The following is a 13,124-nucleotide window of genomic DNA, read 5'->3' on the forward strand; positions in this document are numbered from 1 at the left end:
TTCGAATGTATGCCGGGAAGGGAAGGAATATGCCCGTTAGCGTTTCTTCAGAAAATAAGCCGTCAGCGGAGCTAATAAAAATAAAATAAAAAATACGCGAAACAAGTGGAAGCTTGTCACCGCCGCAATATCAGCTCCGGCAGACATCGCTGTGACCGCCATCTCCGCCACTCCTCCCGGCGCCAGACTAATAAAAAGATCGATAAACGAAAGGCCAAGCGCCGAGGAGAAAAGGACGGCGAGACCCAGACAAAAAGCCACAAGTCCGCCGTTTACCGCGATCAGCAGGGCTAAATTTCTGGCGGAGAGCGTCTTTTTTGAAATGTTCATTTTCATTCCTAAATACACACCTAAGATGACCTGAGCTGCGTGCAAAGGAAAGCCGGATATGTGAAACGTCTCTCCCCCCAGAAGGTTCCAGCAGACTACGGCGATGATCGGTCCGAGCAAAAAAGGCAGCGCAAGCTTTAACCGCAAAAAAACTATGACCGTGACCGCTGCTAGTGAGACCAGCATGAGAATGGCAGAAGCAGGCAAAGAAAATAAAGCTGCCGCGTCTTGCGGCAAACGAGACGGTTCTCCGGTCTTTATGAAGGAAGAAATGGCCGGTACAAAGGTTAATACGAAAAATAACCGAATCGAATGCATAATAGTGACAGCCGCCGTATCAGCCGCCTCCATCTCGTCCGCCCATAGGACCATTTGCGATAAGCCACCCGGCAAGGAGCCTAACATGGTTGTTTCTAAATTCCAGCCTGTCCATTTGGACATCACCCAGCCGAGCCATAGAGAAAAGGCGGAAATAAGAACCGTCAAACCGAGCATAAAAGGAAAATAGGCGGCCATTTGGGCGAGTGAGTCTTTTGTAAAGGCGGTGCCAATACTTGCGCCTATGATAATCAGCCCGGCATTTCTAAAGGATAGCGGCAGCTCCATTCGAAGGATAGACCCCTGATTCACAACGGCAGTTATAATGAGCGGGCCCAGCAGCCAGGGCAGTACCATTTGGAACTGAAAAGCGAGAACCCCCGCCGCATATGCGATGATAAAAGTATAGAAATATATCCATTTCATCTTTATGTCTCCCTAAAGCACGAAAACCACCTATAAAAAGACAGGTGGTTTTCGTGATTGCGTTATTTCTTTATGCGGCTGAAAGCTTTTTCTGCCGCAGCAACGGTTTGCTGAATGTCGTCATCTGAAAGAGTAGTCGATAAGAACAAGCCTTCAAATTGGGACGGCGGCAAGAAAATGCCTTCATTAGCCATTTCTTTATAATACTCGGCAAACAAGTCAAGGTCGGACGTTTTCGCCGTTTCATAGTTGATTACCTTCTCGTTCGTAAAGAAGAGGCCAATCATGGAGCCGGCGCGGTTGAATGTATGCGGAATGCCGTGTTTCGTTGCCGCTTGAGAAATTCCTTTTTCAAGCAGATCCGCCTTATGAATAAATGCCTCATAGGTTTGCGGCGTCAGCTGGCGCAGCGTTTCCAAACCAGCTGTCATAGCCATCGGATTGCCGGAGAGCGTGCCTGCTTGATAAATTGGACCGCTTGGCGCAATTTGTTCCATGATTTCCGCCCGGCCGCCAAACGCGCCGACCGGAAGACCGCCGCCGATCACTTTGCCCAGACAAGTAAGATCCGGCGTCACACCAAAATATCCTTGCGCACAATGATAACCTACGCGGAAGCCGGTCATCACTTCATCAAATATTAGCAAAGACTCATATTGCTTCGTCACATCCCGCAAGCCTTCCAGGAATCCCGGCTGCGGAGGAACCACTCCCATATTTCCGGCTACCGGTTCCACAATAACACAAGCGATATCCTCACCAAACTGCTCAAAAGCATATTTGACGCCTTCAAGGTCATTGTAAGGAACCGTAATGGTGTTCTTGGCGATCCCCTCAGGAACTCCAGGGCTATCTGGAAGCCCTAATGTCGCCACGCCGGAACCCGCTTTAATTAACAGGGAATCGCCATGGCCGTGATAGCAGCCTTCAAATTTAAGAATCTTATTGCGGCCCGTATATCCGCGAGCCAGACGGAGCGCACTCATGGTCGCTTCCGTACCGGAAGAAACCATGCGGATGATTTCAATCGACGGAACCCGCTCAATCACGAGCTTCGCCAATTCATTCTCAACGAGAGTGGAAGCACCAAAGCTCGTTCCCGTTTCCGCTGTTTTTTTGAGTGCCTCGACTACTTGCTCATTCGCATGGCCCAAAATCAGCGGCCCCCATGAAAGAACGTAATCAATATATTCATTGCCGTCAATATCGTAAATTTTGGAGCCTTTGCCGTGATCCATAAAGATCGGGTCCATATTCACGGATTTAAAAGCTCGAACCGGGCTGTTCACACCGCCTGGCATTAAATTCACCGCTGCTTTAAACGCTTGTTTTGATTTTTCGTAAGAACGCATCGAACCACTCCTCTATTTATTCATTCAGCCAGCGGGCCGCGTCTTTCGCATGATAAGTAATAATTAAATCCGATCCCGCCCTTTTCATGCTCATTAATTTCTCTAGGACGACTGCTTTTTCATCAATCCATCCGTTTAGCGCCGCCGCTTTCACCATGGAATATTCACCGCTGACATTGTACGCCACAACCGGCACATTCCATTGATTGCGAACATCACGAATAATATCAAGATAAGAAAGAGACGGCTTAACGATCAGAAAATCCGCTCCTTCCTCAACGTCCGATTGAGCTTCCCGCATCGCTTCCCGGCGGTTCGCTGGGTCCATTTGATAGGTTTTGCGGTCGCCGAATTGCGGAGTGGAATCCGCCGCGTCACGAAATGGCCCATAGAAGGCGGAGGCGTATTTCACCGCATAAGACATGATCGGCACATCCGTGTAGCCCGCCTCATCCAGTCCTTTGCGGATCGCTGAAACGAAGCCGTCCATCATATTGGATGGCGCAATAATATCCGCTCCCGCTTCCGCCTGGCTGACGGCTGTTTTTGCCAGAAGCTCCAGAGAAGGGTCGTTTACAATTTTATTGCCTTCAATCACGCCGCAATGGCCATGATCGGTATATTCACATAAACAAGTGTCAGCGATGACAATTATATCCTGATATTGTCCCTTAATGAAGCGGGTCGCCTGCTGCACGATGCCATGGTGATGATACGCACCGCTTCCCGTTGCATCTTTTGCAGCGGGAACACCGAATAAAATGACAGATTTGATACCTAGCTCCACAATTTCATCCATTTCAGCCTTCAAACGGTCAATCGATACTTGAAAGACTCCCGGCATGGATGGGACTTCCTTCTTGATGTTCTCCCCCTCTACAATAAACAACGGATAAATGAAATCCTCTGTATGAAGCACCGTTTCGCGGACAAGCGCGCGCATATTGGCAGATTGCCGCAAACGGCGATGGCGTTTAAATTGTAAACCCATTATCCCTCTTCCTCTCTGTAATAGTGATTAATTTTTGCTGCTAGCGCTTCGATCGTATACTCCTCAGGACAAATGGCAACGGAGAGACCATGCTTTATGGCGGCTTTTTTTGTAACCGGGCCGATGCAGGCAATCAATGCGGAAGGTCGAATGCCCGCTTCCTCCACTGCGGCCGCATAATGCTGCACGGCCGACGGGCTAGTGAACGTTATAACATCGATCGGCTTCTCTTGAAGCAGCCAGATAAGCCGCCGCTTTTCTTCTTCTGGAAAAATTGTTTCATATACAATCCATTCATCTGCCGCCGCACCTTGCTGTCTGAGCGTTTCAGCAATTTTCTTGCGCGCGAGATTTCCTTTCGGGATCAGTGCCTTTCTCGCCCGAAAACATCCAGCCTCGATTTCTTTTGCAAAATGATCAGCTGAGAATTTTTGCGGAACATATTGCGCTTGAAACCCGTACTGTTTAAGCGCATCCGCTGTTTTCGTTCCAATGGCAGCAAACTTCGCTGTCAGCCGGCTGCGGCGGATGCCCAGCTGCTCAAGCCGCTGAAAGAAAAAGCGGACCCCATTCTTGCTCGTTAAAATGATCCATTCATATGTATTCAGCTGATCTAATATAGCCGATTCTCTTTTGTCATAAGCAGGCCGAAAAGCAATCAAGGGAACAGCATGAGCGATTCCCCCGGCCGCTTCTATTTTATCAATAAATGAGTCTGCTTGTCCTCTTGGACGGGTAATTAAAATATGTTTGCCTTTAAGCGGATGACAGTCTGCCATTTAAGCATCCAGCTCCGCTTTGACGGCCTCGATCAGTTTCTTCGCGCCGCGTTCCGTTAATAGCGCCGCTGCTCGTTCCCCCACGTCGCGAGGCTGACGTCCTCTGACCACTTCTTTATAAATGGTTTTTCCGTCCGGAGAAGCCACCAGCGCTGTTAAGACGATTTCTTCCCCTTCAAGCACGGCAAAGCCGGCAATTGGCACCTGGCAGCCGCCTTCCATTCTATTAAGAAATGCCCGCTCGGCCTGCACGGTTTTCACCGTTTCCCCGCACGCAAACGATGAAAGCAATTCAAGCAGTTCAGCGTCATCCTCCCGGCATTCAATCGCCAGCGCCCCCTGGCCGACAGCAGGCACACAAAGGCCGACGTCCAAAAATTCTGTGACGACATCCGCTGTCCAGCCCATGCGCGCCAGTCCTGCTGCCGCTAAAATGATCGCGTCATATTCCTCCGTTTCCAGCTTGCTCAGACGGGTATCAATATTGCCGCGAATCCATTTAATTTCAAGGTCGGGACGGGCCGCTAACAGCTGCGCGCTGCGGCGGAGACTGCTCGTACCGACAACGGCACCCGGGGCAAGATCCGCTAATTTCACATGGCCTTTTGAAATAAAGGCATCGCGATGGTCTTCACGCTTCGGAATACAGCCAATCGTCAAACCTTCCGGCAAAACAGCCGGCATATCCTTCATGCTGTGAACGGCCATATCGATCTCTTTATCATGCATCGCTCGCTCGATCTCTTTGACGAACAAGCCTTTGCCGCCTACTTTCGAAAGCGTCACATCTAAAATACGATCCCCTTTCGTCACGATTTCTTTCACTTCAAAATCGTATGACGGATTGATTTTTTTCAGCTGGTCAATCACCCAGTTTGTCTGCGTTAATGCTAATTTGCTTCTGCGTGAACCTACAATTATCTTTCTCATACCGTCCTCCTGTGTTTAAGCATACCAAAAGTGAAACGATGAAAATCGGCTCACTAAGAAAAAGTTAATCAGCACGATTAAAAAAGCCGCACTGTTTAAAAGCGCCAAAGGTTTTCCGACCATTTCCTTGCGCACCTTCAAATATAGAAAGCTACTGTACACCGCCAATAAAACGACCGAGGTGATAATCTTTACATCAAACCAGCTGACTTCAGGCAGTTTAACCACCTTCCACATCAATCCGAGAATCAGGCTGATCAGCAGCACTGGCACGCCGATCGCATTTAAAATATAAGACAATGTCTCCAGCTTTTGCAAATCGCCAAGGCGCCAAAGCCGCTGGCTCCACTTTTTCAGCTTCAGCAGACGATACTGCAGTAAGTAAAGAGCGGAAAAAATAAAGGAAAGCGAAAAGGCGCCGTACGACAGAATCGCCATCGTTATATGAATCATCAGCAATTCAGATACAAGCTTTTCAGCCATGGCATCTGACGCCACCTGGACAGGCGCAAACGTATGGATCACCATGATGATGAACCCGATCATATTGGTAAAAAAGACCGTGAAATCCATGCGCAGCAGCTTGTTGATCACGAGGGAGAGTGTGATCAGCACCCAAGCATAAAAATAAAGCCCCTCAAAAAGGGTTAAAACGGGGAAGCGGCCGGTTTGCTTCATATAAAGAAACAAAAAGATTGTTTGAAGTACCCAAACAATCGACAGCAGCCAGAAGGCGACTTTATTCGCCTTCCGGTTTTGATTTAAAAAGTCAATAAAATAAAGCATAATACTGATTGCATATAAGATGACCATCAGTTCATGGATTCTAGTCATTCCTTGTTCAAATAACATCCTGTAACCTCGCTTACGCTTGGAATGAAGGCTTCGTTCGACCCGTTTGAACGCCTTGTTCCACTGCTTTAGCCTGCTTTTGCTGCTCTGCTTCTTCTTTGATATTAAAGATCTGCATAAATAAATCCAGCTTTTCCTTTGAATGCTTGTCCCCGGCTAATTCCTTCGCTTGCAAAATTGGGTCTTTCAATAATTGGTTAATAATGCTCTTCGTGTGTTTATTTAGCACTTTGCGTTCGCGCTCCGTTAAATTCGGCATCTTGCGTTCAATGCTTTCCATTGTCCCCGCTTGGATGGCCAAAGCTTTCTGGCGCAGTGCGGAAATGACCGGAACGACCCCCAGCATATTCACCCAATCATGAAAGGCGGCAATTTCGCTTTCGATCATTTGCTCAATCCGCTCAGCTGCCTTTTGGCGTTCAGCCAAATTCGCTTCGACAATGCCTTCGAGATCATCAATATCGTAAAGAAAGACATTTTCGATCTCTGAAATGGCCGGATCAAGGTCGCGCGGAACAGCGATATCCACCATAAACAACGGCTTTCCCTTTCGCATCTTCGCCACTGCAGCCATTCTGTCTTTTGTGAGCACATAATGCTTAGCTCCGGTTGAGCTGATAAGAATATCCGCTTCGGCCAGCGCACATTGGAGCTCCTGCAGCGTTTTGGCCTCGCCATCAAAGCGTTCTGCCAACAGCGCTGCTTTTTCAAACGTCCGATTAATAACCGTGACTTTCGTGGCTCCGCTGCCGTAAAGATTTTGAATTGCCAATTCACCCATTTTGCCGGCACCGAGAACGAGGACATGCTTTCCTGACAAATCGCCAAAGACCTTCTTTGCCAGCTCAACGGCCGCATAGCTGACAGACACCGCATTCGCGCCGATATCGGTTTCCGCATGAGCTTTCTTCGCTAATGTAATCGCTTGCTTAAATAATTGATTAAACACCGTACCTGTTGCTTGAATCGCTTGAGCTCTCAGAAAGCTTGAACGTACCTGTCCAAGAATTTGCGTTTCTCCAAGCACCATTGAGTTCAAACCGCTTGTCACTCTAAATAAATGCTCAACGGCCGCTTCTTGTTCACGAACAAACAGAAAAGGAGAAAACTCTTCCTTTTCTAAACCAAACCATTTAGCTAAGAAATCTTTAATATAATAACGCCCTGTATGGAGCTGATCAACCACCGCATAAATTTCTGTCCGGTTACAAGTAGACAAAATGACGTTCTCTAAAACGCTCTTTTGCTGCTGCAATTCTGACATCGCTCTCTCTAAATCAGAGTCGTCAAAGGATAACCGTTCGCGTATCTCCACTGGGGCTGTTTTGTAGTTTAGTCCCACCACAATAATATGCATGTATGAATGACACCCCCAAAAAACTATTAGCTCTATTATACCACGTTCCCCAAATTCCTTATCCACAAAATGTGAACATATGCTAACATAAAAATAACAAAGAGTAAGAATGAGCTATTTACTAATATGATCCCTTAGGTTAGAGTAACAAATCGATAAGTAAGATTCAAGATTGTCCAATGGAAAGCGGGGAAATTGTTCAATGAAACAGCAGCGTATTTTTCCAGGTGTTATTTTAATTGGGTTTGGATTATATTTCTTTTTGCAGCAAGCAAAGTTCAGCGCCTTTCAGCCCTTTTTAAGTTGGCCCACGTTACTGATGGTCATCGGTCTCGCCTTTTTGGCGGAAGCTTACAGCGGACACGACGCAGGCGGAATTTTGCCGGGCGTTATTCTGACAGGCTTCGGCATCCACTTCCATGCCGTTCATCAGTTCGGCTTTTGGTCTAATGATACCGGTGTATTTATCCTAATTATCGCCCTCGGTTTTTTAATGCAATACCAAAAGACTAGGAAAGGCTTATTCCAGGGCCTATTATTTCTCCTGTTAGCTGTCATCACCCTCTTTTACGATAAAGTTGTAGAATGGCTTGGCGTTTTAGAAAATCAAGCTTGGTCACTTTGGCCGTTTTGGCCGATCGTCTTGATTATTACGGGCGGTTACTTATTATTTATCAAGAAGAAATAGCATGTGAAAGAAGCGGCAGCCGGCCTGCATTTAAGTGAAAAGGCTGCTCTCCCATTTTTGGTTATTTCCTAATTTCTCGTTCTTAAACCCTTTTATGCAAGGAACAAGCCATTCTGTTTAATAGATTTATTGAAAAAGGCTGAACATCAGGGAGTTCAGCCTTTTTCTTTATTGGTTGTTCATTCTTCGTTTCAGCATCTTCCAAACCTCTTCTTTGCCCTGTCCTGTTTCTGACGAGAAGACGGCCATATCGTCTGTTTCCTCAAATTCCAGTTTTTCTTTGACAGCTTTCAGATGCTTTTGCCATTTTCCCTTTGGAATCTTATCGGCCTTGGTCGCCACCACGACAGCCGGGATCCCGTAATGTTTAAGAAAGCTGTACATCATCACATCATCTTCTGTTGGGGGATGCCGTAAATCAACAATTAACACGCAGGCTTTCAACTGCTCGCGTGTTGTTAAATACGTTTCAATCATTCTTCCCCAAGCTTCCCTCTCCTTTTTGGAAACCTTGGCAAAGCCGTAGCCGGGAACGTCAACGAAATAAAGGGCCTCCTCAATTTTATAAAAATTAAGCGTCTGCGTTTTTCCTGGTTTGGAGGAAATTCGAGCCATACTTTTTCGACTGATCATTTTATTAATAAAAGAAGATTTCCCGACATTTGAGCGGCCGGCCAAAGCAAATTCCGGCAAGCAGTCATCCGGATATTGCTCTGGCTTAACGGCGCTGATTACTAGTTCTACTTGATTAACTTTCAATTGATTCACCTGCCAATGCTACTTCAAGTACCTCTTCCATCGTGGATGCGAGAATGAAAGTCAATTCATTCCGCACGCTTTCTGGAATATCGTCAATATCTTTCTCATTTTCCTGTGGGAGAATGATGGTTTTCAGTCCGGCGCGATGAGCACCGAGCGACTTCTCTTTCACGCCCCCAATCGGCAGGACGCGGCCGCGCAACGTGATCTCTCCTGTCATTCCGACTTCCCGGCGAATCGGATGTCCTGTCAGCGCAGATACTAGCGCCGTCGCCATCGTGATTCCCGCAGAAGGCCCGTCTTTTGGCACAGCTCCTTCCGGCACATGAATATGGACATCATATTTCTCATGGAAATCCTGTTCAATTCCCAGCTCTTTGGCCTTGGAGCGGACGTAGCTAAACGCCGCTTGCGCTGACTCTTTCATCACATCGCCAAGTTTGCCTGTTAATATTAACTTCCCTTTTCCCGGCGACAAGGAAACTTCAATCTGCAGCGTATCCCCTCCGACTGTCGTATAAGCAAGTCCATTGGCCACTCCCACCTGATTGACCGTTTCCGCCTGACCATAGCGAAACTTCTTCTTGCCTAAAAATGCATCGAGATTTTTGCTGGTAACAATAATCCGTTTGCGTTCGCTTGATACGATCTTTTTAGCGGTTTTTCGACAAACAGCCGCCAGTTGGCGCTCGAGGCTGCGGACGCCAGCTTCTCTCGTATAATAGCGCACAATGTCCCGAATGGCTTCTTCCTTGACTTGCAGCTGGCTTTTGGAGAGGCCGTGATCCTTCACCTGCTTCGGCAGCAGATGGTTTTTAGCGATTTGAATTTTCTCCAACTCTGTATAGCCGGCAATGGTGATTATCTCCATCCGGTCGCGCAGCGGTCCGGGAATCGTGGAGAGATCATTGGCCGTCGCGATGAACATCACCTTGGACAAATCATACGGTTCTTCAATGTAATGATCGCTGAAATTATGGTTTTGCTCCGGATCCAGCACTTCCAGCATCGCCGCGGAAGGGTCTCCTCTGAAATCGCTGGACATCTTATCGATTTCATCAAGCAAGAATACCGGATTGATGGTTCCCGCCTTTTTCATCCCCTGAATGATTCGTCCCGGCATCGCCCCTACATATGTTCGGCGATGGCCGCGGATTTCAGATTCATCGCGGACACCCCCAAGGGAGATGCGGACAAAGTTGCGGCCGAGAGATTCTGCAATCGAACGGACTAAGGAGGTTTTTCCGACTCCCGGAGGTCCCGCCAAGCACAGAATCGGTCCCTTCAACGACTTGGTCAGCTGCTGGACAGCCAAATATTCCAGCACCCGCTCTTTCACTTTTTCTAAGCCGTAATGGTCGCGGTTTAAGATTTTTTCCGCGCGGAGCACGTCCAAATGATCCTCAGTCTCCTTCGACCAAGGCAGCGTGACGAGCCATTCTAAATAATTACGGATCACGGCGCTTTCCGCGGCATTTGAGGGAATCTTCTCAAAGCGGCTCAACTCTTTCAATGCCGTTTGCTCCACGCTTTCTGGCATCCCTGCTTCTTGAATGCGTTTCGTGAGAGCTTCCACCTCTCCGGTTTTTCCTTCTTTATCGCCAAGCTCCTGCTGAATCGCCTTCATTTGCTCGCGCAGAAAGTATTCTTTTTGCGTGCGCTCCATGGATGTCTTCACCCGCTGGCCGATTTTTTTCTCCAGGTTCAGCACTTCTTTTTCATTATGCAGCAATTCAATCATGCGGGTAAGACGCGCCTTTACATCAAACAGCTCCAGAATTTCTTGCTTTTCCTTCAATTTAAGCGGCAGATGCGAAGCGATGATATCCGCCAAACGTCCCGGCTGATCGATGTCCGCCACAGTTGAGAACGTTTCAGCCGATATTTTTTTCGATAATTTTATGTATTGTTCAAAGTATTGCAGCAGCGTCCGCATCAGCGCCTGCAGTTCAACATCCATCTCTTGCCGGTCCTCATGCGTGTGAACTGTCGCCATATAGTACTCTTCTTTGTCCTCAAACACCTCGAGCGTCGCCCGTTTAAGTCCCTCTACAAGGACGCGAATCGTACCATTTGGAAGCTTCAGCATCTGCTTGACTCTTGTCAGCGTGCCTGTTTCAAACAGGTCTTCTTTCCGCGGATCATCTATATTGGTATCTTTCTGCGTGGATAAAAAGATTAAATGATTATCGATCATCGCTTGTTCTAATGCTTGAATGGAACGTTCGCGGCCTACGTCAAGATGCAGTACCATGGTCGGATAAACTAATAAGCCTCTTAACGGCAGGAGGGGAACAGTGTAGACTGATTGATTGCTCATAAACAAAACCTCCATCAATTCAAACGTCAGGCGCCAGTGCCCGTACTCTATTTTCGTTGCTTTCCGCACACAGAAAGCATGCTTTGTACAATTCTATCTTATTTAAAGGGGAGTGTCCATTCTTTCAGCGTATCAGCATATGCTTTCCTTCCCTTTGTCAATCCAAAGCCCAGCAGAGCAAGCAGACAGTCTTTACATAGATTGCCGCTCACTGGCATCAATATCTTGAGTAATGCCTGCCTGCGACCCCGCTTGTTTATTAAAGAAATGAGTGAATGCTTCTTTAATATGCTGCACCCGTGTAATCTCGATTCCTTGTATATCCTTTAAAAGCAGAGAATCATTTTCATACGGAATCAGTACTTTCTTGGCTCCAGCCTCCTTAGCGGCCATCACTTTTTGCAAAATGCCGCCGACCGGCTTAATGCTTCCGTGCAAGCTGATCTCTCCCGTGATAGCCGCCGTATGATCAATGGGATGCTGATAAATGGCCGAGTACACCGCGATCGCCATGGCGGCTCCGGCGGACGGCCCGTCCACCGGTACGCCGCCGGGGAAATTCACGAATACATCAAACTGTTCTACCGGCACGCCAAGCGATTTCAGTACCGCGATTACGTTTTCAGCTGAGCCTTTGGCCATGCTTTTGCGCCGCACCGATTTGGCGGTATGATTCAGCGTTTCTTCTTCGACAATGCCGGTGATCGTGACCGTTCCCTTCGATACGGCCGGCAGGACAGCCGCTTCAATATGGAGCAAAGCACCGCTATTGGGACCGGTGACGGCAAGGCCGTTAATCACCCCTACTGCTGCTTGCTTTGGAATACAAGCTGACTGTCTTGGCGCCAGACGGCTGGAATGAATGACCCACTCCATCTCGCGGTCTTCAATATGCTCTCTTCCTTCGATCATCGCCAGCCCCGCAGCCATCTGAATTAAATTGACTGTCTCCCTGCCGTTGCGGGTATAAGATGCCGCCAAGCTTACGCCCCGCTCACTGAGGGTCATCCCGGCCTTTTCCGCTGCTTTTTCAGCAATTTTCATTAAGTTTCCAGTTGTCAGTTCATTAAAGAATACTTCTTGGCAGCGCGACCGGATGGCGGGCGGGAGCTCTTCCGGCCGCTTAGTCGTAGCGCCAATTAAGCGAAAGTCTGCCGGCATGCCATGCTGAAAAACATCGTGAATATGCTCGGGAATCGTTTCATTTTCTTCGCTGTAATAAATACTTTCCAGCATAACCTTCCGATCTTCGAGCACCTTAAGCAGCTTATTCATTTGAATGGGATGCAATTCGCCAATCTCATCTAGAAAAAGGATGCCCCCGTGTGCGCTGCTGACAGCTCCCTTTTTCGGCTGCGGAATACCGGCTTGCCCTAACGCTCCGGCTCCTTGATAGATTGGATCATGGACAGAGCCGATAAGCGGATCTGCTATTCCTCTTTCGTCAAAGCGAGCGGTAGTGGCGTCAATTTCTACAAACATTGAAGAATGGCCAAAAGGGGATGCAGCCTGTTTTTTCGCTTCTTCTAAGACCAGTCTTGCTGCAGCTGTTTTCCCCACGCCAGGCGGGCCGTAAATAATTACATGCTGCGGGTGAGGGCCGCAAAGAGCGGCACGGAGCGCCTTAATGCCTTCCTCCTGGCCGATGATGTCCGCAAAATGATCCGGTCTGATTTTTTCAGCGAGTGGTTTCGTTAGAGAAATCTCCCTCATTCTCTTCATCGCTTCCATTTCCTTCTTCGACTCGCGATCAATGAATACTTTGTTTGTATGCTGCTTTTTAAGCAACGTTAAAAAATATAGACTGATGATAACGCCAAACATAAGCTGGCCGATAATGGCAACTGCCGTCCAGTTCATCTTTCTCCCTCCGTTTCTGATCGCATTCTTGCACGCCCATCGCTTCCTTCTATTTGAGAGCGTACTGCTTGCTGATATCACTTGTTAATCCTTCAGTATCTCCAGAATGGAAGCAGATAAAACCAGGCAGTCCGATCATTTGATCAAAGGAAGAAAAGAAAG

General features: G+C 47.8%; 11 protein-coding genes. 1 reads left to right on the forward strand and 10 read right to left on the reverse strand.

All coding sequences use genetic code 11. From position 1 onward, the window contains the following. Positions 1–36 precede the first annotated feature (36 nt). The 7 genes from CEF20_RS10410 to hemA form a co-directional block, all read right to left on the reverse strand. Positions 37–1,074, reverse strand: coding sequence for an AbrB family transcriptional regulator (locus CEF20_RS10410; protein WP_100331746.1), 1,038 nt, complete (start codon positions 1,072–1,074; stop codon positions 37–39). A 62-nt stretch (positions 1,075–1,136) separates the two neighbouring features. Then, the gene (gene hemL, locus CEF20_RS10415) at positions 1,137–2,426 is read right to left on the reverse strand and encodes a glutamate-1-semialdehyde 2,1-aminomutase (protein WP_100331747.1); all 1,290 of its coding nucleotides are present in this window, start codon (positions 2,424–2,426) and stop codon (positions 1,137–1,139) included. A gap of 16 nt (positions 2,427–2,442) precedes the next feature. Continuing rightward, the gene (gene hemB, locus CEF20_RS10420; RefSeq protein ID WP_408607786.1) at positions 2,443–3,417 is read right to left on the reverse strand and encodes a porphobilinogen synthase; all 975 of its coding nucleotides are present in this window, start codon (positions 3,415–3,417) and stop codon (positions 2,443–2,445) included. After that, entirely contained in the window at positions 3,417–4,196 is a 780-nt protein-coding gene (locus CEF20_RS10425; protein WP_100331749.1) for a uroporphyrinogen-III synthase, read from the reverse strand. Before CEF20_RS10425 ends, hemB begins: the two co-directional genes overlap by 1 nt. Next, positions 4,197–5,126: a hydroxymethylbilane synthase gene (gene hemC, locus CEF20_RS10430; protein ID WP_100331750.1), complete on the reverse strand. Its 930-nt coding sequence runs from the start codon at positions 5,124–5,126 to the stop codon at positions 4,197–4,199. Between the two features lie 15 nt (positions 5,127–5,141). Next, the gene (locus tag CEF20_RS10435) at positions 5,142–5,978 is read right to left on the reverse strand and encodes a cytochrome C assembly family protein (protein WP_100331751.1); all 837 of its coding nucleotides are present in this window, start codon (positions 5,976–5,978) and stop codon (positions 5,142–5,144) included. A 13-nt stretch (positions 5,979–5,991) separates the two neighbouring features. Beyond that, positions 5,992–7,335, reverse strand: coding sequence for a glutamyl-tRNA reductase (hemA, locus tag CEF20_RS10440; RefSeq protein WP_100331752.1), 1,344 nt, complete (start codon positions 7,333–7,335; stop codon positions 5,992–5,994). A gap of 202 nt (positions 7,336–7,537) precedes the next feature. On the opposite strand from hemA, the gene CEF20_RS10445 reads away from it, so the two are divergent. Next, positions 7,538–8,023, forward strand: a complete 486-nt coding sequence (locus CEF20_RS10445; RefSeq protein ID WP_100331753.1) for a LiaI-LiaF-like domain-containing protein — start codon at positions 7,538–7,540, stop codon at positions 8,021–8,023. Positions 8,024–8,191: 168 nt separating this feature from the next. Here the strand turns inward: CEF20_RS10445 and yihA are convergent, their stop codons facing one another. The 3 genes from yihA to lonB form a co-directional block, all read right to left on the reverse strand. Next, the gene (gene yihA / locus CEF20_RS10450) at positions 8,192–8,782 is read right to left on the reverse strand and encodes a ribosome biogenesis GTP-binding protein YihA/YsxC (RefSeq protein ID WP_100331754.1); all 591 of its coding nucleotides are present in this window, start codon (positions 8,780–8,782) and stop codon (positions 8,192–8,194) included. Next, the gene (gene lon, locus CEF20_RS10455; protein WP_100331755.1) at positions 8,772–11,102 is read right to left on the reverse strand and encodes an endopeptidase La; all 2,331 of its coding nucleotides are present in this window, start codon (positions 11,100–11,102) and stop codon (positions 8,772–8,774) included. The genes yihA and lon overlap by 11 nt, the downstream gene beginning before the upstream one ends. A gap of 192 nt (positions 11,103–11,294) precedes the next feature. Next, positions 11,295–12,962 carry an ATP-dependent protease LonB gene (gene lonB / locus CEF20_RS10460; RefSeq protein WP_100331756.1) on the reverse strand — a complete coding sequence of 556 codons (1,668 nt, stop codon included), beginning with the start codon at positions 12,960–12,962 and terminating at the stop codon, positions 11,295–11,297. Positions 12,963–13,124 lie beyond the last annotated feature (162 nt).

The organism is Bacillus xiapuensis (genome assembly GCF_002797355.1).
GTDB classification, from domain to species: domain Bacteria; phylum Bacillota; class Bacilli; order Bacillales; family Domibacillaceae; genus Bacillus_CE; species Bacillus_CE xiapuensis.

What these genes read in the sequence shown, in the direction of transcription:
- CEF20_RS10410 (WP_100331746.1), bottom strand. Translation starts at nt 1,074, where the DNA reads ATGAAATGGATATATTTCTATACTTTTATCATCGCATATGCGGCGGGG.
- hemL (WP_100331747.1), bottom strand. Translation starts at nt 2,426, where the DNA reads ATGCGTTCTTACGAAAAATCAAAACAAGCGTTTAAAGCAGCGGTGAAT.
- hemB (WP_408607786.1), bottom strand. Translation starts at nt 3,417, where the DNA reads ATGGGTTTACAATTTAAACGCCATCGCCGTTTGCGGCAATCTGCCAAT.
- CEF20_RS10425 (WP_100331749.1), bottom strand. Translation starts at nt 4,196, where the DNA reads ATGGCAGACTGTCATCCGCTTAAAGGCAAACATATTTTAATTACCCGT.
- hemC (WP_100331750.1), bottom strand. Translation starts at nt 5,126, where the DNA reads ATGAGAAAGATAATTGTAGGTTCACGCAGAAGCAAATTAGCATTAACG.
- CEF20_RS10435 (WP_100331751.1), bottom strand. Translation starts at nt 5,978, where the DNA reads ATGTTATTTGAACAAGGAATGACTAGAATCCATGAACTGATGGTCATC.
- hemA (WP_100331752.1), bottom strand. Translation starts at nt 7,335, where the DNA reads ATGCATATTATTGTGGTGGGACTAAACTACAAAACAGCCCCAGTGGAG.
- CEF20_RS10445 (WP_100331753.1), top strand. Translation starts at nt 7,538, where the DNA reads ATGAAACAGCAGCGTATTTTTCCAGGTGTTATTTTAATTGGGTTTGGA.
- lon (WP_100331755.1), bottom strand. Translation starts at nt 11,102, where the DNA reads ATGAGCAATCAATCAGTCTACACTGTTCCCCTCCTGCCGTTAAGAGGC.
- lonB (WP_100331756.1), bottom strand. Translation starts at nt 12,962, where the DNA reads ATGAACTGGACGGCAGTTGCCATTATCGGCCAGCTTATGTTTGGCGTT.